Origin of the sequence: Streptomyces sp. NPDC098101, from assembly GCF_044760185.1 — a bacterium.
GTDB lineage: Bacteria > Actinomycetota > Actinomycetes > Streptomycetales > Streptomycetaceae > Streptomyces.
On sequence record NZ_JBIWAS010000002.1, the window covers coordinates 591,571 to 612,049 of the forward strand.

13 protein-coding genes and 3 tRNA genes are annotated in these 20,479 nt (G+C 73.6%); 7 read left to right on the top strand and 9 right to left on the bottom strand.

Annotated features, from left to right (window positions below):
- Nucleotides 1-25: 25 nt before the first annotated feature.
- The 4 genes from ACIQVI_RS09685 to ACIQVI_RS09700 all read right to left on the bottom strand — a co-directional run bounded on the left by ACIQVI_RS09685 (nucleotide 26) and on the right by ACIQVI_RS09700 (nucleotide 5,613).
- A complete protein-coding gene (locus tag ACIQVI_RS09685; protein WP_403593305.1) occupies nucleotides 26-1,954 on the bottom strand; it encodes an ABC transporter ATP-binding protein in 1,929 nt (642 codons plus the stop codon).
- Nucleotides 1,954-3,687, bottom strand: a complete 1,734-nt coding sequence (locus tag ACIQVI_RS09690; RefSeq protein ID WP_351970851.1) for an ABC transporter ATP-binding protein — start codon at nucleotides 3,685-3,687, stop codon at nucleotides 1,954-1,956. Before ACIQVI_RS09690 ends, ACIQVI_RS09685 begins: the two co-directional genes overlap by 1 nt.
- 147 nt (nucleotides 3,688-3,834) lie before the next feature.
- Complete coding sequence (locus ACIQVI_RS09695; protein ID WP_351970852.1) at nucleotides 3,835-5,274, bottom strand: FGGY family carbohydrate kinase; 1,440 nt, start codon at nucleotides 5,272-5,274, stop codon at nucleotides 3,835-3,837.
- A gap of 27 nt (nucleotides 5,275-5,301) precedes the next feature.
- On the bottom strand, nucleotides 5,302-5,613 hold the full coding sequence (locus tag ACIQVI_RS09700) for a YtxH domain-containing protein (RefSeq protein ID WP_351970853.1): 312 nt from the start codon (nucleotides 5,611-5,613) through the stop codon (nucleotides 5,302-5,304).
- 170 nt (nucleotides 5,614-5,783) lie between these two features.
- On the opposite strand from ACIQVI_RS09700, the gene ACIQVI_RS09705 reads away from it, so the two are divergent.
- From ACIQVI_RS09705 to ACIQVI_RS09715, 3 genes are all read left to right on the top strand, one after another.
- Nucleotides 5,784-5,856 (top strand) — tRNA-Asn (locus ACIQVI_RS09705).
- A gap of 5 nt (nucleotides 5,857-5,861) precedes the next feature.
- Nucleotides 5,862-5,934 (top strand) — tRNA-Asn (locus tag ACIQVI_RS09710).
- Between the two features lie 166 nt (nucleotides 5,935-6,100).
- Nucleotides 6,101-6,177 (top strand) — tRNA-Ile (locus ACIQVI_RS09715).
- A gap of 886 nt (nucleotides 6,178-7,063) precedes the next feature.
- Here the strand turns inward: ACIQVI_RS09715 and ACIQVI_RS09720 are convergent.
- Both ACIQVI_RS09720 and ACIQVI_RS09725 read right to left on the bottom strand, forming a co-directional pair.
- Nucleotides 7,064-9,118: a phosphocholine-specific phospholipase C gene (locus ACIQVI_RS09720; protein WP_403593309.1), complete on the bottom strand. Its 2,055-nt coding sequence runs from the start codon at nucleotides 9,116-9,118 to the stop codon at nucleotides 7,064-7,066.
- A gap of 233 nt (nucleotides 9,119-9,351) precedes the next feature.
- Nucleotides 9,352-9,768 (bottom strand): organic hydroperoxide resistance protein, encoded by a 417-nt coding sequence (locus tag ACIQVI_RS09725; RefSeq protein ID WP_403593312.1) that lies wholly within the window; start codon nucleotides 9,766-9,768, stop codon nucleotides 9,352-9,354.
- A 155-nt stretch (nucleotides 9,769-9,923) separates the two neighbouring features.
- Between ACIQVI_RS09725 and ACIQVI_RS09730 the strand changes: the two genes are divergently transcribed.
- Entirely contained in the window at nucleotides 9,924-10,457 is a 534-nt protein-coding gene (locus tag ACIQVI_RS09730) for a MarR family winged helix-turn-helix transcriptional regulator (RefSeq protein WP_403593315.1), read from the top strand.
- Here the strand turns inward: ACIQVI_RS09730 and ACIQVI_RS09735 are convergent.
- Nucleotides 10,454-12,022 carry a prenyltransferase/squalene oxidase repeat-containing protein gene (locus tag ACIQVI_RS09735; protein ID WP_403593317.1) on the bottom strand — a complete coding sequence of 523 codons (1,569 nt, stop codon included), beginning with the start codon at nucleotides 12,020-12,022 and terminating at the stop codon, nucleotides 10,454-10,456. The genes ACIQVI_RS09730 and ACIQVI_RS09735 overlap by 4 nt on opposite strands.
- 106 nt (nucleotides 12,023-12,128) lie before the next feature.
- Complete coding sequence (locus tag ACIQVI_RS09740) at nucleotides 12,129-12,575, bottom strand: NUDIX domain-containing protein (RefSeq protein WP_403593319.1); 447 nt, start codon at nucleotides 12,573-12,575, stop codon at nucleotides 12,129-12,131.
- 594 nt (nucleotides 12,576-13,169) lie between these two features.
- Here ACIQVI_RS09740 and ACIQVI_RS09745 point away from each other — a divergent pair.
- The 3 genes from ACIQVI_RS09745 (at nucleotide 13,170) to ACIQVI_RS09755 (ending at nucleotide 18,769) form a co-directional block, all read left to right on the top strand.
- On the top strand, nucleotides 13,170-13,622 hold the full coding sequence (locus tag ACIQVI_RS09745) for a GNAT family N-acetyltransferase (protein ID WP_351973358.1): 453 nt from the start codon (nucleotides 13,170-13,172) through the stop codon (nucleotides 13,620-13,622).
- Nucleotides 13,619-14,875: an MFS transporter gene (locus ACIQVI_RS09750; protein WP_403593323.1), complete on the top strand. Its 1,257-nt coding sequence runs from the start codon at nucleotides 13,619-13,621 to the stop codon at nucleotides 14,873-14,875. The genes ACIQVI_RS09745 and ACIQVI_RS09750 overlap by 4 nt, the downstream gene beginning before the upstream one ends.
- Nucleotides 14,876-15,067: 192 nt before the next feature.
- Nucleotides 15,068-18,769, top strand: a complete 3,702-nt coding sequence (locus ACIQVI_RS09755; RefSeq protein ID WP_403593326.1) for a S8 family serine peptidase — start codon at nucleotides 15,068-15,070, stop codon at nucleotides 18,767-18,769.
- 68 nt (nucleotides 18,770-18,837) lie between these two features.
- Here ACIQVI_RS09755 and ACIQVI_RS09760 read toward each other — a convergent pair whose 3' ends face one another.
- Nucleotides 18,838-20,298, bottom strand: coding sequence for an acyl-CoA synthetase (locus tag ACIQVI_RS09760; protein WP_403593329.1), 1,461 nt, complete (start codon nucleotides 20,296-20,298; stop codon nucleotides 18,838-18,840).
- Between the last annotated feature and the right edge of the window lie 181 nt (nucleotides 20,299-20,479).

The window sequence follows — 20,479 nt, forward strand, 5'->3', positions numbered from 1 at the left end:
ACGGGCCACCGCCCCACTCATCCCCTCAGTCCACCTCCACCACCGCCTGCGCGAACTGCGCCGCATACAGGCGGGAGTAGGCGCCACCCGATGCCAAGAGCTCCTCGTGGGTGCCCTGTTCCACGATCGAGCCGTGTTCCATCACCAGGATCACGTCCGCGTCGCGGATCGTGGAGAGGCGGTGGGCGATGACGAAGGAGGTGCGGCCGTGGGCGAGGCGGGCCATCGCCTTCTGGATCAGGACCTCGGTGCGGGTGTCGACCGAGCTGGTGGCCTCGTCGAGGACGAGGATCACCGGGTCGGAGAGGAAGGCGCGCGCGATGGTGATCAGCTGCTTCTCGCCCGCGCTCACCCCCGCCCCCTCGTCGTCGAGGACCGTGTCGTACCCGTCGGGCAGGGTCCGGACGAAGCGGTCGGCGTGCGCGGCCCGTGCCGCCTCCTCGACCTCCTCCCGGGTCACCGGACGCGTCGCGCCGTACGCGATGTTGTCCGCGATCGTCCCGCCGAAGAGCCAGGTGTCCTGGAGGACCATCCCGACCCCGCTCCGCAGCCGCTCGCGGGACATCTTCGCCACGTCCACCCCGTCCAGGGTGATCCGGCCGCCCGTCACCTCGTAGAACCGCATGAGCAGGTTCACCAGGGTCGTCTTGCCCGCGCCCGTCGGTCCGACGATCGCGACCGTCTGTCCCGGCTCGACGGTCAGGGAGAGGTCCTCGATGAGCGGCTTGTCCTCCTCGTAGCGGAAGGAGACGTGCTCCAGGGCGACCCGCCCCCGCGACTCCAGGGGCTTCTCGCCCGTCGGGGCGTCCGGCTCCTGCTCCTCCGCGTCGAGCAGCTCGAAGATCCGCTCGGCCGAGGCCACGCCCGACTGCACCAGGTTCGCCATCGACGCCACCTGCGTCAGCGGCATCGAGAACTGGCGCGAGTACTGGATGAAGGCCTGCACGTCACCGATGGAGAGCGTGCCGCTCGCCACCCGCAGACCGCCGACCACGGCCACCAGGACGTAGTTGATGTTCGAGATGAAGAACATCACCGGCTGCATCACGCCGGAGTTGAACTGCGCCTTGAACCCGGCCTCGTACAGCGCCTCGTTCTGCTCGCGGAAGTCCTGCGCGGACTCCTCCTGCCGCCCGAAGACCTTCACCAGGGCGTGCCCGGTGTACATCTCCTCGACGTGCGCGTTCAGCGTGCCCGTGGACTTCCACTGCTGCACGAAGTGCGGCTGCGAGCGCTTGCCGATCCGCGCCGCCACGAACACCGACACCGGCACCGTCACCAGGGCCACCAGGGCGAGCAGCGGCGAGATCCAGAACATCATCGCGAGCACGCCGACGATCGTGAGCAGCGAGTTGATGAGCTGGCCCATCGACTGCTGGAGCGTCTGCGAGACGTTGTCGACGTCGTTGGTCGCCCGGGACAGCACCTCGCCGCGCTTGGCCTTGTCGAAGTACGAAAGCGGCAGCCGCGCCAGCTTCGTCTGGACGTCCTCCCGCATCCGGTAGACCGTCCGGTTGATCACCGTGATCGAAAGCCGGGTGGCCACCAGCATCAGCAGGCCCGCCGCCACGTACACCGCGAGGACCAGGAGCAGCACCCGGCCCACGGCGGAGAAGTCGATCCCCTGCCCCGGGGTGAAGTCGACCCCGGACAGCATGTCCGCCATGCCGTCCTGCCCGTCGGCGCGCAGCCCCGCCAGGGTCTCCGCCTTCGTGGCGCCCGGGTCCGTCTGCCGCCCGACCACCCCGGCGAAGATCAGGTCCGTCGCCCGGCCCAGGATCTTCGGCCCGATCACGGAGGCCGCCACCGAGAGCACACAGGCGACCAGCATCACCCAGAGCGCCCCGCGCTCCGGCGCGAGCTGCTTCAGCAGCCGCTTGCCCGAGCCCTTGAAGTCCATCGACCGCTGGTCGGGGCCGCCACCGGCCATCATCCGTCCGCCAGGACCGGCCATCAGGCTGCCTCCGCCTCGGTCAGCTGGGAGAGCACGATCTCCCGGTACGTCTCGTTGTCCGCCATCAGTTCCCGGTGCCGTCCGGTGCCCACGACCCGGCCCTCGTCGAGGACGACGATCCGGTCGGCGTCCCGGATGGTCGACACCCGCTGGGCGACGATCACCACGGTCGAGTCGGCCGTCTCCTCGGCGAGCGCGGCCCGCAGCAGGGCGTCCGTCTCGTAGTCGAGCGCGGAGAACGAGTCGTCGAACAGGTAGATCTCCGGCCGCTGCACGAGCGTCCGCGCGATGGCGAGCCGCTGCCGCTGTCCGCCGGAGACGTTGGTGCCGCCCTGCGAGATCGGCGCGTTCAGGCCGTTCTCCAGGTTCCGTACGAAGTCGGCGGCCTGGGCGACCTCCAGGGCGTGCCACAGCTCCTCGTCGGTCGCGTCGGGCTTCCCGTACCGCAGGTTCGTCGCCACCGTCCCCGAGAAGAGGTACGGCTTCTGGGGCACGAGCCCGACGGTCCTCGCCATGAGGGCGGGGTCGAGGGCGCGGACGTCCACGCCGTCCACGAGGACCTCGCCGCCGGTCGCGTCGAAGAGCCGGGGGACGAGCCCGAGCAGGGTGGACTTGCCGCTGCCCGTCGAGCCGATGATCGCGGTGGTCTCGCCGGGCCGGGCGACGAGCCCGACGTCCTTGAGGACCGGCTCCTCCGCGCCCGGGTAGCGGAACTCCGCGCCCCTGACCTCCAGGTGCCCGCGCCGGTCGAGCGCCGTCACCGGCTCGGCCGGCGGCACCACGCTGGAGTCGGTCGAGAGGACCTCCTCGACGCGCTCGGCGCACACCTCGGCGCGCGGCACCATCATGAACATGAAGGTGGCCATCATGACGGCCATCACGATCTGCATCAGATAGGCGAGGAAGGCGGTCAGCGCGCCGATCTCCATGTCGCCGCCGTCGATGCGGCGCGCGCCGAACCAGACCACGGCCACGCTGGACACGTTCACCACGGTCATCACCGTCGGGAACATCAGCGCCATCAGCCGGCCGGTCGCCAGCGACACGTCGGTCAGCTCGGCGTTGGCCCCCCGGAAGCGCTCCTCCTCGTACCCGTCCTTCACGAAGGCGCGGATGACGCGGTTGCCGGTGATCTGCTCGCGCAGCACCCGGTTCACCGTGTCGAGGCGCGTCTGCATGGTCCGGAAGAGCGGCCGCATCCGCCGCACGATCAGCGAGACGGAGACGCCGAGCACCGGCACCACCGCGAGCAGCACGCCCGACAGCGGCACGTCCTGGCCGAGCGCCATCACGATGCCGCCGACGCACATGATGGGCGCGGAGACCATCAGCGTGAACGCCATCAGGACCAGCATCTGGATCTGCTGCACGTCGTTGGTCGTACGGGTGATCAGGGAGGGCGCGCCGAAGTGCCCCAGCTCCCGGGCGGAGAAGGACTGCACCCGGTCGAAGACGGCGCCGCGCACGTCCCGGCCGAGGGCGGAGGCGGTCCGCGCGCCGTAGTACACGGCCCCGACGTTGCAGACGACCTGGACGACGGAGACGCCGACCATCAGGGCGCCGAACCGGAGGATGTAGCCGGTGTCCCCGTGCACGACACCGTTGTCGATGATGTCGGCGTTCAGGGTCGGCAGGTAGAGACTCGCGCAGGTCTGCAGGAACTGGAGCAGCACGAGCAGCGCGATGGGTTTTCGGTAAGGGCGCAGGTGGGTCCGGAGAAGTCTTATGAGCACGGGACTTACTATCGCCCCCGGCCCGGGACCGTTACGACCGGTTTCCGGGGCGGTGGAAAGCCTGGGGAAGTCTTTACGAACGACCCCGCGGCCCCCCGAACGGCGGCCCCGCGGCCCCCCCCGTGCACCGCCCCGGAACGGCGGCGGTCAGCCGCCGAACGCGCCCGGGTGGATCTGCTCCCGCGTCGCCGTGTACTGCTGCCGCACGGCCTGCCCGGCCGCCAGCTCGTCCCCCGGCTCCAGGACCTGCGTGGCGGCGCCCTGCCAGGCCGGGGGAGCGGCGGGCGACAGGGTGCCCCGCGCGACCCCGAGGGCCCAGGCGGCCTGCCGGGCCGCGCCGAGCGCCGCGTAGTCGGCCGGCTGGGGGACGAGGACCTGCGCGCCGAGGAGGGCCGGCGCGAGCGCCTGTACCGCGTGCAGCGCGGCGGCGGCGCCGAGCAGGAAGACCCGCCGCACCTCCACGCCCCGCCCGCGCAGCACGTCCAGGGCGTCGGTGAGCGCGCAGAGCATCCCCTCGAAGGCCGCCCGCGCGAGGTGTTCGGGCTTCATCGACTCGCGCCGCAGCCCGCTGAGGGTGCCCGCCGCGTGCGGCAGGTTCGGGGTCCGCTCGCCCTCCAGGTAGGGCAGCAGGACGAGCCCGGAGGCGCCCGGGGTCGACTTCAGGGCGAGCGCGGAGAGCTCGTCGAGCGAGTCGAGGCCCAGCATCTCGGCGGTGCCGCGCAGCGCCCGCACCGCGTTGGAGGTGGAGACGACCGGCAGGTGCATCCCGGTGGCGTCGGCGAAGGAGGTGATCATGCCGCCGGGGTCGGCGAGGGCCTCGTGGTGGACGGCCATCACGGAGCCGGAGGCGCCGAGGGAGACGACCGCGTCGCCGGGACCGAGCCCGAGGCCGAGCGCGGCGGCCATGGTCTCGCCGGTGCCGGCGGAGATCAGCAGCCCCTCGGGGGTGGTGCCGGCGGCGTCGGAGGGCCCGAGGACCTCGGGGAGCGCGGCCCGGTGCCCGAGCGCGAGCTCGACCAGGTCGGGGCGGTACGCGCCGGTGCCGGCGGACCAGTAGCCGGTGGCGGAGGCGGCGCCCCGGTCGGTGGTGCGGCGCGCGGGGCGGCCGAGGAGCTGCCAGACCAGCCAGTCGTGCGGCTGGAGGACGAGGGCGGTCCGCCGGGCGTGCTCGGGCTCGGTGCGGGCCAGCCAGCGCAGCTTGGCGACCGGCTGTCCGGCGGCGGGCACGCTGCCGACGGCCTCGGCCCAGGCGTGCCGGCCGCCGAGCGCGTCGACGAGGTCGGCGGCGGCGACCTGCGCCCGCTTGTCGTTGCGCACGAGCGCGGGCCGCACGAGGCCGCCCTGCGCGTCGAGCGGCACGAGCCCGTGCTGCTGCGCGGAGACGCCGATGGCCTCCACGCCCTCCAGGAGTCCGCCGGTGGCGGCCTCCCCCAGCGAGAGGAGCCAGGTCTGCGGATCGACGTCCACGGCCTTCGGCTCGCCGGGATGCGCGGCGTACCCCTGCCGCAGTACGGCACCCGTGTCGGTGTCACAGACGACGATGCGTGTGGAATCAGCAGAGCTGTCCAGTCCGGCGACTATCCCCATGACAGAGATTCTGCCGCACGCGGGGCCTCAGGTGTTGCTGGTGCCCCACTCCTCGTTGTCGACCTTCCCGTTGCTCTGGCCGCGCTCGCGCAGCGCGTGGACCTTGTCGGCCACGGCGGGCGGCAGGTGGTCGCCCACCTTGTCGCCCACGACGTGCGCGGCCTTCCCGGCGACCTGCCGCCCGGTCTGGGCGGCGGACTCGGCGGCGTTGCGCACGGCCGGGTTCTCGCTGAACTCCTTGGCGGACTTCTTCAACTTCTCGTACTGCTCGCGTCCGGCCCGCGTGCCGATGACGTAACCGAGGGCGAGTCCTGTGACGAACGTCAGCTTGTATCGCATGGCCACCACCTTCCCTGGAGAGCTTCCTTGATGCATCGCTGGTGCCCACGGCGGTGCCACGGCGATACCGATTGGCGGAGCACCCCCCTGCTTGCGCTAATGTATGTGTCGCAGCGAACGCGCGCCGCCCGGGAAGGTCCGAGGTGGATCCGTTCGGTGCAACGCAGCAATCCCCTGTAGCTCAATTGGCAGAGCAGCCGGCTGTTAACCGGCAGGTTACTGGTTCGAGTCCAGTCGGGGGAGCGCGATCCCCTGTAGCTCAATTGGCAGAGCATTCGGCTGTTAACCGGAGGGTTGCTGGTTCGAGTCCAGCCGGGGGAGCGGAACGGAAGAGGACCCTTCGGGGTCCTTTTTCGCGTCCCGGGGAACCGCGCGGGGCGCGGTGCGGTCTTCATGGTCGAGCAGAGCCGATCTTCCGGAGCAGGAGATCGTATGAGCGGCTATGCTGCGGCAGACGGCGCGCACACATGTACGCGCCTCACCGAACGGGGCGGTAGCTCAGCCGGTTAGAGCAGCGGACTCATAATCCGTCGGCCGTGGGTTCGAGTCCCACCCGCCCCACCAAAGAAAAACGTTCTGACCTGCGGAAACGCCCTTGGGGTGCTTCTGCGTGGGGCGATCGCCCCCCATCGGTGTGGCGAAACGGGCTTCTCCGGTCGGCCTCGCCGGGTTGAGGCCCTCTTGGGCTGGGTTTTCGGTGAAGCGTGAGGCTGAGGCCATGAAGATGATCCCACGGCGGCCTCGCGGTTCCTGGGTGTGACACGCCGCACACCGGATCGAATATCCGCGCTCTCGAAGACGAGCGCCGCTGATGCCGGCGACGGAGGCGATCCCGCGATCGGTTCGGGTGCCACCGGTGATCACGCGGGGTTCCTCGGAAGAGGCACCGGTGCAGCCGATGAAGGCTCGCAGACGGTCACCGGCGGTGGCGAACGGGCCGGGCGGCTTGTCTCCGGGGGCCTTCGCGGCGGCAGGGAGGGCGACGGGCGGGTGCGGAGACCGGCTCGGTTCCAGCGGAACGCCCCCCCGTGTGCAGGAGCGTGAATCGGCGGCGGACGGTTCCGCCCCGCGGTCTGCCCATGGCCCCCCACTCCTCCGCGTCCGGCCGGACCTGACAGCGGGGTGACAGCGGCGGTTCGGACCGTGTTGTGGCCGGATCCGTAGACCGAGTCCCGTGACTTCGACCGCAGAGGGACTTCGGCGGGAGTGGACCGGGTTCCGGCACGTGGGCCGGCTGGTCGCGGAGGCTGCCCCCGACGTGGACGCGGCGTCTCTCGTGGTGCAGCGTCGGCCGCGCGTCGAGAACGGTTCCGAAGGGGCACGTCGGTGCTGCTGAATCCCCTTCGTTCGGGCGGCCGCCGTCCCCTGCGCCCACCGGGACGACGAGCTGTGGACCGACACCCGTCTCGGCACCCTCGGGCGCCGGAACGGGCATCGGCGCGGACGCGGCTCAGTACGTCAGGATCCCCGGGTCCGAGACGTCCGGGGCGCCCGTCTCCACGTGGCCCGCCAGGCGGCGGAGGTAGTCGGGGGAGGCGGGCGAGGTGACCGTGACGTCGTACCAGCGGTGGCCGGCGGCCGGGACGACCGTGTGGGCGGTCGTGGCGCCCCGGGGGACCGTCAGGGTCTTCGGGGCGGCCCCGTAGGCGTCGGTGACCGTCACCGTCGTGGTCGCGCCCGGGTTGGTGAAGGTCAGGTCCAGGCGGCCCGTGGCCCGGTCGTGGCGGGCGGCGACCTCGGGGACGGCCGTCTTCCCGGGGGAGCGGAAGCGGCGCAGGAAGCCGTTGGGGCCGTGGACCGTCAGGTCGGTGACGCCGCCGGAGTACCTGGTGTTCCAGGTGTCCGCGATCGACTTGCCCGCCTCCGCCGTGTACGTCCAGGGCGCGTCCGTGCGGTTGGCCGAGGTGATGTAGAACTGCGCGCCCGCGCCGGGGCCCGCGCCGAAGGTCAGGCGGTAGGTCCCGGCCGTCGTGTCGGCGGCGCCGTCCACGTACGGCGCGTACTTCAGCGGGCGGGTCGGCTTCGCGCCGCGCTCCTGGCGGGGCATGGTGCCCGTCGCGGGCGCGGTGGCGGGGAAGTCGGGGTGGCGGTTCCGGTCCGGCGGGTAGTAGCCGCCGGTCGGCGGCAGCGCGGCCGGCCGGGCGTCCGTGCGCGTGAAGTCGAAGGCCGAGGTCAGATCGCCGCAGACGGCCCGCCGCCAGGGGGAGATCTGCGGTTCACGGACGCCGAAGCGCGCCTCCATGAAGCGGATGACGGAGGTGTGGTCGAAGGTCTCGGAGCAGGTGTAGCCGCCCTTCGACCAGGGCGAGACGACGATCATCGGGACGCGCGGGCCGAGTCCGTAGGGCCCGGCGACGTAACCGGACTTGCCGGGGAAGTGGTCCAGGGCGGTCGCGACCGTGGAGAGGCCCTGCGCCGCCGACGCCGGGACGTACGGCGGGACCACGTGGTCGAAGAAGCCGTCGTTCTCGTCGTACGTGATGAACAGGGCCGTACGGGCCCACACGTCCGGGTTCGAGGTCAGCGCGTCCAGGACCTGCGCGATGTACCAGGCGCCGTAGTTGGCGGGCCAGTTGGAGTGCTCCGAGAAGGCCTCGGGGGCCGCGATCCAGGAGACCTTGGGCAGCCGTCCGCCCTGGACGTCGGCGCGCAGCCGGTCGAAGAGTCCCTCGCCGTTCTTGGCGTTCGTGCCGGTGCGGGCCTTGTCGTACAGCGGGTTGCCGGGCTGGGCGTTCCGGTAGCTGTTGAAGTAGAGCAGGGAGTTGTCGCCGTAGTTCCCCCGGTACGCGTCGTTGATCCAGCCCCAGTGCCCCGCCGCGTCCAGGCCGTCGCCGACGTCCTGGTAGATCCGCCAGGAGACCCCGGCCGCCTCCAGGCGCTCCGGGTACGTCTTCCAGCCGTACCCGGCCTCCGCGTTGTTGAGGACCGGGCCGCCGCCCGTGCCGTCGTTCCCGGTGTGACCGCTCCACAGGTAGTAGCGGTTCGGGTCGGTGGAGCCGATGACCGAGCAGTGGTACGCGTCGCAGATCGTGAACGCGTCGGCGAGCGCGTAGTGGAACGGGATGTCCTCGCGGGTCAGGTACGCCATCGTGGCCTTGGTCTTGGCCGGGATCCACTGGTCGTACCGGCCCTGCGCGAAGGCCTTCTGGCCGCCCGCCCAGTCGTGGTTGAGGCCCTGGAGGAACTCCATGCCGAGGCGGGCGCTCTCCGGCCGGAACGGCAGGGTCACCTTGGAGCCGTCGGACTGGTTCCAGACGGACTTGCCGCTGGGCAGGGTCACCGGCCGGGGGTCGCCGAAGCCGCGCACCCCCTTCATCGCGCCGAAGTAGTGGTCGAAGGAACGGTTCTCCTGCATCAGGACCACGATGTGCTCGACGTCCTGGAGGGTGCCGGTGGAGCCCTGCGCCGGTATCGCGGCGGCGCGGGCGATGCTCTCCGAGAGCAGTGTGAACGCGGCGGCGCCGCCGGTCAGCTGAAGGAACCGGCGGCGGTCGAGGTCGGCCATGGGGGAGTTCTCCTCCGGGGTGGGGGCGGGCACGGGTGGGGGCGTGCGTGCGGCGGCCGGGCTCCTGCCCGGCGGGCGCCCCAAGGACAGCGCCCGCGGGCCACCGCCCGGCGGCCGTCCCATGGCTGCCCGCCGTACGGCGGACGAACCCCCCGTGCCGTTCGTGCGAAGGTCCCGGTGCGCGCGGGCGGCACCGGGACCTTCGTACGGCTCCTACGGGAGGGGGCGGCCGGTCACTCGACGACCAGCTCGACCTCGATGTTGCCGCGGGTGGCCTTGGAGTACGGGCAGAAGGCGTGGGTCTTCTTCAGGAGGGCCAGGCCCGCCTCGCCCTGGAGGTGGTCGGGGAACTCGGCGCGCATGACGACCGCGAGGCCGAAGCCGCCGTCGGCGGGGTCCTTGCCGATGGAGACCTCGGCGGTGACGGAGGCGTCCGAGATGTCGATCTTCTCCTGGCGGGCGACCACGCCCATCGCGCTGGCGAAGCAGGCCGCGTAGCCGGCGGCGAAGAGCTGCTCGGGGTTGGTGCCCTGTCCGTTGCCGCCGAGGGCCTGCGGGTGGGCGAGGGGGAGGTCGATGTGGCCGTCGGAGCTGACGGCGCGGCCCTCGCGGCCGCTGGCGGTGGCGACGGCGGTGTAGATCGCGTCCATGGGTTCCTCTTCCGTCCTGGTGCTGTTCCGGGGTGCCGGTGCTGTCCGGGGGTGCCTGGTGCCGCCCTGGGATGCGGTGGCCCTTCATTTGTAGCGCGCTATTTAGTTGTGCGCAACTCAATCGGGTGTGATGCGTCCTCGCGTATCCTGGGGGCATGGAGACGCCCGACACCCTGCCCGACGGCCCCGACGGCCCCGACGGTCCTCCCGGCGACCTCGCCGGTCTCCCCGACGGGGACTTCCTCCGCCTCGACCGGCAGATCTGCTTCTCGCTGCACGCGGCGACCCGCGCCTTCAACGGCGTCTACCGCGAGGCCCTCAAGGAACTCGGGCTCACCTACCCCCAGTACCTCGTGATGCTCGTGCTCTGGGAGCACCGCGAGCTGTCCGTGAAGGGCATCGGGGAGCGGGTGCGCCTCGACTCCGGCACCCTGTCGCCGCTGCTCAAGCGGCTGGAGGCGGCCGGATACGTCGAGCGGCGGCGCAGCCCCGAGGACGAGCGGTCCGTCACCGTGCGCCTCACGGGGGCGGGGACGGCACTGCGCGAGAAGGCCCTCGGCGTGCCGCGCCGGATCGCCGCCGCCACCGGCCTGGACCTCGCGGAGATCGGTGACCTGCGCGAACGCCTCCACGCGCTGGCCGTCCGGCTCGACGCCGTCGACCCCGAGGACCTTTCGGGCTGTCGCTAGGAGGCCAGCCCCGCGCGCGCGTGGTTCAGGCCCAGCAGGACGCAGACGTCCGTCAGGAGCGGGACGTGGTACGCGAGCGGCCGGGGGCCCGCCTGGTCCGGGCGCGACGTGAAGCCGCCGTCCGGCCGTTGCCGCGCGAGCAGGTGCCGCACCGCCCGTACGGTCGCGGCCCGCGCGCCCGGCGTGCGCGCCACGGCGATCAGCGCGTACGCCGTACTGATCGGATCGCTCGGGTCCGCCGGCACGTGCCCCCAGCCGCCGTCCGGGTTCTGGGTGGCGAGCAGCCGGGCCACCGCCCGCGCCCGGGCCCGCGCGGCCCCGGGCGCCGCCGCCAGGAAGGAGTCGTGGGCGAGGACCGTGCGGAACAGGGCGTTGCTCTCGTTGAGGCTCCAGCTGCGCTCGAACGGGCCCGCCGCCTCCTGCCGGGCCGTGACGAACCGGACGGCGGCCGCGACCGCCGCGCGGTGCGCGGGCTCGGGCGCCAGCGCGTTCACCGCCGCCGCCGTTATCGCCACCTCCGAAACCGTCCCCCGCTCGAACGTCGGGAAGCCGCCGTCCGCGCCCTGCCGGGCGAGCAGGTACCGCTCGCCGGCCGCCACCCCGGCCCCGCACCGCTCCGGGGCCACCGCCCGCAGGAACTCCACGCAGTACGCCGTGTCGTCCACGTCGCTCTGCCCGACCCCCCGGTCGAAACCCCATCCCCCGTCCGGATTCTGATGTCCCGTCAGGGCCGTCGCGAGCGCCCGCAGGGTGGACGCGGGCGCCCCCGCGCCGGTCAGGGCGAGGCCGCCCGTCGCCGTCGCGAACACGTCCATGCCCGTGAGGAACGGCAGCCCGCCGTCCCCGCGCAGCACGTCCCGCAGCTCCCGCGCCCGCGCCCGGACGGCCGCCGCGTACCGGGGCCGCAGCCGCAGCGCCAGCAGCGCGAGGATCCGGGCGAGATGATTGCCGTACGGGGGCGGGCCGGGGAGTGCGCAGGGCTCCAGGACCCGCCAGTCGTCCTCGGTGACGCGGCCGGGCGCACGCGTGCCGAAGGCGTGCAGGACCTTCAGGGCGGCCATCTCCGTGATCAGCCAGCGCTGCTGGCCGCGCGCCTCGAAGGCGGAGCCGGGGTCGGGGAGTTCGGGGAACGCGTCGGCGCCCAGTTCCGCCAGGACCGTCCGGAACATCAGGTGCTTGCGCCCGGCGGTGAAGTGGTCGAAGCCGCCGAGCAGCCGGGCCAGCGCGCCCCGCCCGTCCGCGTACTCGCCGAGGGCCGCGCGGGCCGCCGCCTCCTGGACGGGGTCGGGGGCGCCCTCGTCCAGGCCTGTCTTCAGGCGCCGGGTGAGCCGCTCCCGCGCGTCCGGGTCCACGTCCGTCACCGTCAGCAGCCGCAGGGCCAGGGCGGACTCCAGCATCCGGCTGTCGCACGGCGCCCGCAGCAGGCCGTCGGGCCCGGCGGCGGCCGTGAGCCGGGCGGCGAGCCGGGCCCGGGCCCGGTCGATCCGGTCCGTGCCGGAAGCCGGCCGGGCGGGCGGGGGGACGGCGAGGGAGACGCCGGGTAAGGGCAGCGCGCAGTACGTCATGGTGAGGGGTGTCCTTGGTGGGGCCGTAGGGGGAGGGGCCGTGGGGAGGCCGGGGAGGGGGCGTAGAGGGGTTCGCGGAGGGAGCCGTTCGGGCGGAGGGAGTCGTTCAGAGGGGGAAGAGGCGCCGCACGGCCTCCGTGCCGGCCGGGACCAGCGGGGTGTAGCCGCCCGTCACAACCGTCAGCGGCGCGACGAAACCGCACCAGGCGACCTCGCGCGGATCGGGCCGGGGCGGCCGGTCCGCCGTCCAGCGGTGGACGGTCAGGAAGGCCGCGCCGTGCGGATCGTCCACGCGGATCCGGTACGCCTCCGTCAGGCCGGGCGCGTCCGCCCAGCCCAGCTCCTCGCGGAGTTCACGGAGCGCGGCCGCCCGGTAGTCCTCGCCGGTCCGGACCGCGCCGCCGATCAGGACGTCGTAGTGGTCCGGATAGACCGGGGCCGAGGAGGTGCGCCGGTAGAGCAGGACCCGTCCGGCGCGGTCGGCGCAGACGGTCGCCGCGTACCGCTTCAGGAGCCCGTCCGGCGCCCCGCCGGACCGCCCGCCCTGCGCCACCACCCGGTCCCGGGGATCGACGTAGTCGACCCGCTCGGAGGGACGTGCGGAGGAAGGGCGTGCGGAGGAGGGACGTGCGGGGGAGAGGTCTGCGGAGGAGGGACGTGCGGGGGAGAGGTCTGCGGAGGAGGGACGTGCGGAGGAGGCGCGTTCGAGCGGGGAAGGTGCCGGAGAGGGGTGTGCGGGGGAGGTCCGCGCGCCGGGGGCGCACGGCTCCGGGGCCTGCGCGCTCACGTCCGCCCGGGGAGACGCGTAACCCCCGGCCCGGCGGCCGGCGTCCCGTCACCGGGCAGGGGTGTCGCCCGGGGGGAGAGGCCGAGGAGGGATGCTCCGGACGCCCGCGCGGCGCCCCCGCGAAGGGGGGCCGGAGGCGCGCCGAGGGTGACGTGTCGTGCTTGCATGATGACGCATCGTAAACCCGATGGCGATCTTCACCCTCCTCCCGCACCCCTCCCGGGTCACCTCTCGAACCCGCTGCCGAACCCTCTGCTCGGCCACCCGTTCGAGCCCCGGGGTCCGGGGCTTCCGCCCCCTCGTCCCTCCGTTCATCAAACTGTAAGGAGCCCACTCCACCCTCGCCCCTATACTCGCCCCATGTCCGACATCACCATCCGGCGTGCCACCGCCGACGACTCCCGGCGGCTCACCCGGCTCGTCCGGGGCTCCCGGGCCTACCGGGGCGACTACGCCGTCATGGTCGAGGGGTACCAGGTCGGCGGCCCGTACATCGAGCACCATCCCGTCTTCGTCGCCGCCGACGGGGGCGGGGACGGCAGGGTGCTCGGGTTCTACGCGCTGCTCGTCGAGGAGGCCGAGCTCGACCTCGCGTTCGTCGCCGACGGGTCCCAGGGGCTCGGCATCGGGCGGCTGCTCATGGAGCACATGACCGGGCAGGCCAGGGCCGCCGGACTCGACTCCGTCAAGGTCGTCGCGCACCCGCCCGCCGAGGAGTTCTACCTGCGCACCGGCGCCGTCCGCACCGGGGCCGTCCCGCCCTCCGGCCGCATCCACTGGGAGCGCCCCGAGCTGCGGTACGACGTCGCGTGACCGCCACCGACGCACGCGAGGGGGAGCGCCGGCGGCTCTTCGCGGACCTCACCCCGCTGCGCACCTCCGTCCACTACCGCCGCCTCTGGTTCGGGAGCACCGTCTCCTGGGTCGGGCAGGGCATGACCGCCCTCGCGATCTCCCTCCAGGTGTACGACATCACCGGCTCGCCCTTCTCCGTGGGGCTCGTCGGGCTCTTCTCCCTCGTCCCGCTCGTCGTCTTCGGCCTGTACGGCGGCGCGATCGCCGACACCGTCGACCGCCGCAAGCTCGGCCTCGCCAGCGCGACCGGCTCCGCCGTGCTCTCCGTCGCCCTGGCGGGCGCCGCGTTCGCCGGTTTCCACCGCGTCTGGTTCCTGTACGCGATCGTCGCCCTCCAGGCCGTGTGCGCCGCGCTCAACTCGCCCGCCCGCAGCGCGATGATCCCCCGGCTCCTGCCGCCCGAGCAGCTGCGCGCCGCCAACGCGCTCAACTCGATGGTCATGACCTTCGGCACCCTCGTCGGGCCCAGCCTCGGCGGTCTGATCGTCGGGCTCGCCGGCTATCAGACCGCCTACCTCGTCGACGCCGTCGCCTTCACCGCGAGCCTGTACGCGATGTGGCGGCTGCCGTCGATGCTCCCCGACCGCAAGGGGACCGAGCGGGCCTCGGTCCTCGACGGGCTGCGCTTCCTCGCCACCCGGCCCAACCTGCGCATGACGTTCTTCTCGGACTTCTGCGCGATGATCCTCGCCCATCCCCGCGCCTTGTTCCCGGCCGTCGCCGTGCTCTGGTACGGCGGGGACGCGAAGACCGCCGGACTCCTCGTCGCCGCGCCCGCGTTCGGGGCGCTCCTCGGCGGCGTCCTGTCCGGCTGGCAGGGCCGGATCCGCCACCACGGGCAGGCGATCCTGATCGCCGTCGCCTGCTGGGGCACCGCCATCGCCGTCTTCGGACTGACCCGGAACCTCTGGCTCGGGCTGCTGTTCCTCGCCCTCGCCGGCTACTCCGACACCGTCTCGATGATCTTCCGGAACACGATGATGCAGGTCGCCGCCCCGGACGAGATGCGCGGCCGGCTCCAGGGCGTCTTCATCGTGGTCGTCGCGGGCGGACCCCGGCTCGGGGACTTCCTCGCGGGCTCCGCCGCGGACCTGACCTCCCCGGCCGTCGCGATCACCGGCGGCGGGATCGCCTGCGTCGTCGCCGTCGGCCTGCTCGCCCTGTACGGACGCGGATTCCGCCGCTACGACGCCCTGGACCCGGCGCCATGAGTTGCGCGGGTTCGGCGAGTTCTGCGAGCTCCGCGAGCAATCTCCCCGAACGACCCCGGCTGTCCTGGCGGTTGGCCGCCACGGCGCATAACCGCCAGGAGCGACAGGAGTCAACCCCCGTGCGATGAGCCAAGACTCCTCGCGGCACCCGGAAACACCCCCGACCCCGGGGCCGCGAGGAGTACTCCGCCGATGTCCACACCCATCGCCAGAGGAAGGGCCGGGCTGCTCGCCGCGGGCGTCTCCCTCGTGATGCTCTCGGCCGGGCAGACCGCCGCCGCCGGGAACACCGCCGCCGGTACCCCCGCCGGGGCCGCCTCCGCCCCGGCGGACGCCTCCGGGGCGTCCACGACGAGCAGCACCGTCACCCTCGTCACCGGCGACCGCGTCACCCTCACCGCGCTCGGCGACGGGCGGCGGACCGTCACCGTCGACCGGGCGAAGGGCGCCACCGGGGCGATACGCACCCGGACCTCCAACGGCCGGATCACCGTGATCCCCGACGAGGCCCGCCCCCACCTCGCCTCCGGCGCGCTCGACCCGCGCCTCTTCGACGTCACCGGCCTCGTCGAGCAGGGCGTCACCGACGCGCTCCCCCTGATCGTCACGTACGGCGGCAGGAGCACCCGGAGCCCGGCCGCCGCCCCGCGCGGCGCCGAGACCGTCCGCCCCCTGCCCAGCATCGGCGGCGCCGCCGTCACGGCCACCGCCCCCGCCGCCTTCTGGCAGGCCTTCACCGCCCCGGCCGCCCGGAGCACCGCCGCCCCCGCCAAGGTCTGGCTCGACGGCCGGGTGCGGGCCGCCATGGCCGACTCCAACGCCCAGATCGGCACCCCGAAGGCCTGGGAGGCCGGGCTCACCGGCAAGGGCGTCAAGGTCGCCGTCCTCGACACCGGCGCCGACCTCGCCCACCCCGACCTCGCGGGCCGGGTCTCCGAGTCCAAGTCCTTCATCGAGGGCGAGGAGGTCGCCGACCGCAACGGCCACGGCACCCACGTCGCCTCCACCGTCGGCGGCAGCGGCGCCGGCTCCGACGGCAAGGAGAAGGGCGTCGCCCCCGGCGCCGTCCTCGCCGTCGGCAAGGTCCTCAGCGACGAGGGCTCCGGCACCGAGTCGCAGATCATCGCCGGCATGGAGTGGGCCGCCAAGGACGTCGACGCCAAGATCGTCTCGATGAGCCTCGGCTCCCGCGAACCCAGCGACGGCACCGACCCGATGGCCCGGGCCGTCGACGCCCTCTCCGCCGAGACCGGCGCCCTCTTCGTCATCGCCGCCGGCAACTCCGGCGCCCCCGGCTCCATCGGCTCGCCCGGCGCCGCCGACTCCGCGCTCACCGTCGGCGCCGTCGACTCCGACGACCGCGCCGCGTACTTCACCAGCCAGGGCCCCCGCCACGGCGACCAGGCCCTCAAGCCCGACCTGTCGGCCCCCGGCGTCGGCATCCTCGCCGCCCGCTCCCAGCTCACCTCCGGCAGCGGCCTCTACACCTCGATGAACGGCACCTCCATGGCGACCCCGCACGTCGCCGGCGTCGCCGCGCTCCTCGCCGAACGGCACCCCGACTGGACCGGCGCCCGCCTCAAGGACGCCCTGATGTCCTCCGCGAAGCCGCTCGACGCCACCGCCTACGCGCTCGGCGCCGGCCGGGTCGACGTGCCCGCCGCGATCTCCGCGGGCGTCACCGCCACCGGCTCCGCCGACCTCGGCTTCACCTCCTGGCCGTACGAGGAGAACGAGCCGGTCACGAAGACCGTCACCTACACCAACTCCTCCGACGTCCCCGTCGAGTTGAGCCTCGCCGTCGAAGGGATGCCCGCCGGGGTCGCCGCCCTCGCCGACACCACCCTCACCGTCCCCGCCCGCGGCACCGCCTCCACCACCGTCACCGGTGACGGCACCAAGGCCCCCGTCGGGCAGTCCTCCGGCCGGATCACCGCCACCGCGGGCGGCGCGCCCGTCGCCCGCACCGCCCTCGGCCTGGTCAAGGAGGAGGAGCGCCACACCCTCACCGTCCACGTCAAGGACCGCGACGGCGCCCCCGCCCCCGCCTCCCTCGGCGTGCAGCGGCTCGCCCCGGACGTCGACCCGTTCCCGGCCGCCGTCGGCGAGTCCGGCACCCTCGAACTCCGCCTGAAGCCCGGCACGTACACCGTCGACACCTTCCTCGACGTGCGCGGCTCCCACGGCCCCGACTCCCTCGGCCTCGGCTTCCTCACCGCGCCCGAGATCGTCCTCGACCGGGACCGCGAGATCACCCTCGACGGACGGCGGCTGCGCGAGATCCGCGCCGAGGTCGACAAGCGGACCGAGACCCGCCAGCTCCTCATGGAGTTCGACCGGAAGGCGAACGGCGCCTCCTACGGCGGAGCCGTCCAGGTCCCCGCGACCTACGACTCGATCTTCGCCGCGCCCACCCGGAAGCCCGCCACCGGCACCTTCGAGTACCGGACCGTCTGGCGCCTCGGCAAGCCGCTCCTGGAGGCCTCCGTCGACGGCGCCCGCCTCTCCGGCGCCACCCCGCAGGCCGGCGCCACCCTCCTCGAAGGCGGCCACCGTCTCGGCCTCGTCGACGCGGGCGACGGCAGCCCCGGCGCGTACACCGGCAGGAACGTCACCGGCAAGGCCGTCCTCGTCCGCCTCACCGGCGGCGCCGACCCCGTCCGGCTCGCCCAGACCGCCCAGGACGCGGGCGCCAGGGCCCTGTTCGTCACCGACAGCGCTCCCGGCCGCCTGATGAAGTGGTTCGGCACCGCCGACTACCAGGACCGCCCGCTCGCCGTCGCCACCGTGAACACGGCCGACGCCAAGAAGCTCGCCACCGCCGCCGCCCGCGGCAAGCGCGTCGACCTCACCGGCACCCGCTTCACCCCGTACACCTACGACCTCTCCGAAGGGCACCCCGGCGCCATCGGCAAGGACCTCGTCCTCCGGCCCGGCCGCGAGGACCTGGCCACGATCTCCGCCACCTTCCACGCGCCGACCAAGCGCGAGGAACTGGGCGGCGAGTTCCGGTACTCGATCACCGACACCTTCCCGATCGGCTTCGGCTTCAAGGAGTACGTCGCCTTCCCGGCCCAGCGCACCGAGTACGTCTCCACCGGCACCGGCCAGTACTGGCACGAGTCCGTCGACCTCGGCGACTCCCTGGAGCAGCGCGGCGGCCGGTCCGTGTACGAGGGCGGCAGCCGCGTCGACCTCGACTGGTTCGGCCCCGTCTGGCACCCGTGGCTGGGCACCGGCCTCGGCTGGGGCCAGCAGCGCACCGGCAACGACCTGCGGTTCAACACCCCCGGCTGGGGCGACTCCGGCACCGACCACACCGGCTTCGGCAACGTGTGGAACGACGACTCGATGACCCAGTACACCGAGGTGTACGTCGACGGCGTCCGCGTCGACCGCAAGATGAGCTCCGGCGCCTACGCCTGGGACGCCCCGGCCCGCGAGGCGGAGTACAGGGTCGTCACCGAGACGGCACTCGACCGGGACCGCTGGCGGCTCGGCACCGAGGGCCGCAGCGAGTGGACCTTCCGCTCCGCCGAGACCCCGTCCGACCGGGTCACCTACCTGCCGATGCTCAACCTCGGCTTCGACCTGGACACCGACCTGAACGGCGACGTCCGCGCCGGGACGCGGCTGCCCGTCGGGATCTTCGCCGAGTACGTGAAGGGCGCGACCGGCACCGGCACCCTCCGCACCGGCACCCTGGAGGCCTCCTACGACGAGGGGAAGACCTGGCAGAAGGTCGCCCTCAAGAAGGACCGGCGCACCGCCTCCTGGACCGGTGAGCTGCGGATCCCGCGCGGCGCCGGCTCCGTCTCGCTGCGGGCCGGCGCGAGCGACGACCGGGGCGGCTCGGTCACGCAGGAGCTGATCCGGGCGGTGGGCGTGAAGTAGGCACCCGGACGCAACACCGGACGGAACACCGGGCCGGGCCCCCGCGCGGGGGCCCGGCCCTCCTCCGCTCACCCCGACCCCGCCTCGGACAGCGCCTTCTTCAGGATCTTCCCCATGTCGTTGCGGGGAAGCGCCTCCAGATAGCGCACCGTCCGGGGCCGCTTGTGCGGGGCGAGCAGCCCGGCCACGTGGTCCGCGAGCTCGGCCCCCGCCGGGGGCGCCGAAGCGTCCGCGGGCACCACCCAGGCCACGATCCGCTCGCCCAGGTCCGGATCGGGCTCGCCGGTGACGGCCGCCTCCCGCACCCCCGGGTGGTCCAGGAGCGCGTTCTCGATCTCGCCCGCCCCGATCTTGTAGCCGCCGCTCTTGATCAGGTCGGTCGCCCGGCGCCCCACCAGACGCACCGTCCCGTCGGCCTCCCGCACCGCCATGTCGCCGGTGCGGAACCAGTCCCCGTCGAAGGCCGCCGCCGTCGCCTCCGGCCGGTTCAGATAGCCGGAGAACAGGTTCGGACCGCGCACCTGCACCTCCCCGACCGTCTCCCCGTCCCGCGCGCCGAGCACCGAGCCGTCCTCGTCCACGAGCCGCAGGTCCACGCCCGGCAGCGGGGTGCCCACCGTCCCCGGCCGGGGCTCCCCGCCCGGCCGCACGCTGGTGTTCATCAGGGTCTCGGTCATCCCGTACCGCTCCACGACCGTCCGGCCCGTCGCCGCCGCGATCCGCTCGTGGTCGTGGACCGGCAGCGCCGCCGAGCCCGAGACGAGCAGCCGCGCCCCGGCCAGCGCCCGGACCAGCCCCTCGTCCCCGGAGAGCGCGTCCGCGAGCCGGTGGTACATGGTCGGCACGCCGAACAACACCGTGCCGCCCCCGGCGCCCAGCTCCCGCGCCACGCCCTCCACCGAGAACGCGCCCAGGTGCCGGACCTCGCCGCCCCGCCGCAGCGGGCCCAGGATCCCCAGGACGAGCCCGTGCACGTGGAACAGCGGCAGCGCGTGCACGAGGACGTCGTCGGACGTCCACGCCCAGGCCTCGGCGAGCGCGTCCAGCGAGGCGGCGACCGCCCGGCGGGAGAGCAGGACGCCCTTCGGCGGCCCCGTGGTCCCGGAGGTGTAGACGATCAGGGCGGGGGACTCGGGATCGGCCTCTCTCTCCCCGCCCTCCGGGAGGGCGTCCGGGGCGTCGAGCCCCACGTCGATCCGGGGGAGCGCCGCGAGCCCCGCCGGCAGCGCGTCCCCCGGGCCCGCGAGCACCGCGCCGGGCGCGCTGTCCCCGAGGATGTGCGCCAGCTCCCGCTCGCCCGTGCGCGGATTGAGCGGCACGGCGGGGACGCCCGCGAGGAGGGCGGCGACCACCGCGACCGCCGTGCGCGCGTCCGGCGTCGCCCAGACCGCGACCCGCTCCAGGCCGTCGAGCCGGGCGGCCAGGGCGCCGGCGGTCCGCGCCAGCTCCCCGTACGTCAGCGCGTCCGCGCCGCAGCGCAGCGCGGGCCGGTCGGAACGGGCAGCGACGGCGGGAAAGAGTGCGCTCACCGGTCGTCCTCCTCGGGTCGGGGGCGAGGGGTCTCGCCAGAGTCACCGGAGGAATTCTGCCCGCCCGCCGAAGGCTTTCCCGGGCGCTTGCCCCGACCTTCCCCCGAGGTTTCCCCGACGCCGTCTCAGAGGTTTCCCCGACGCCCCCTCAGGGACGGCCGGCGGCCGGGGGCCGGCGGCT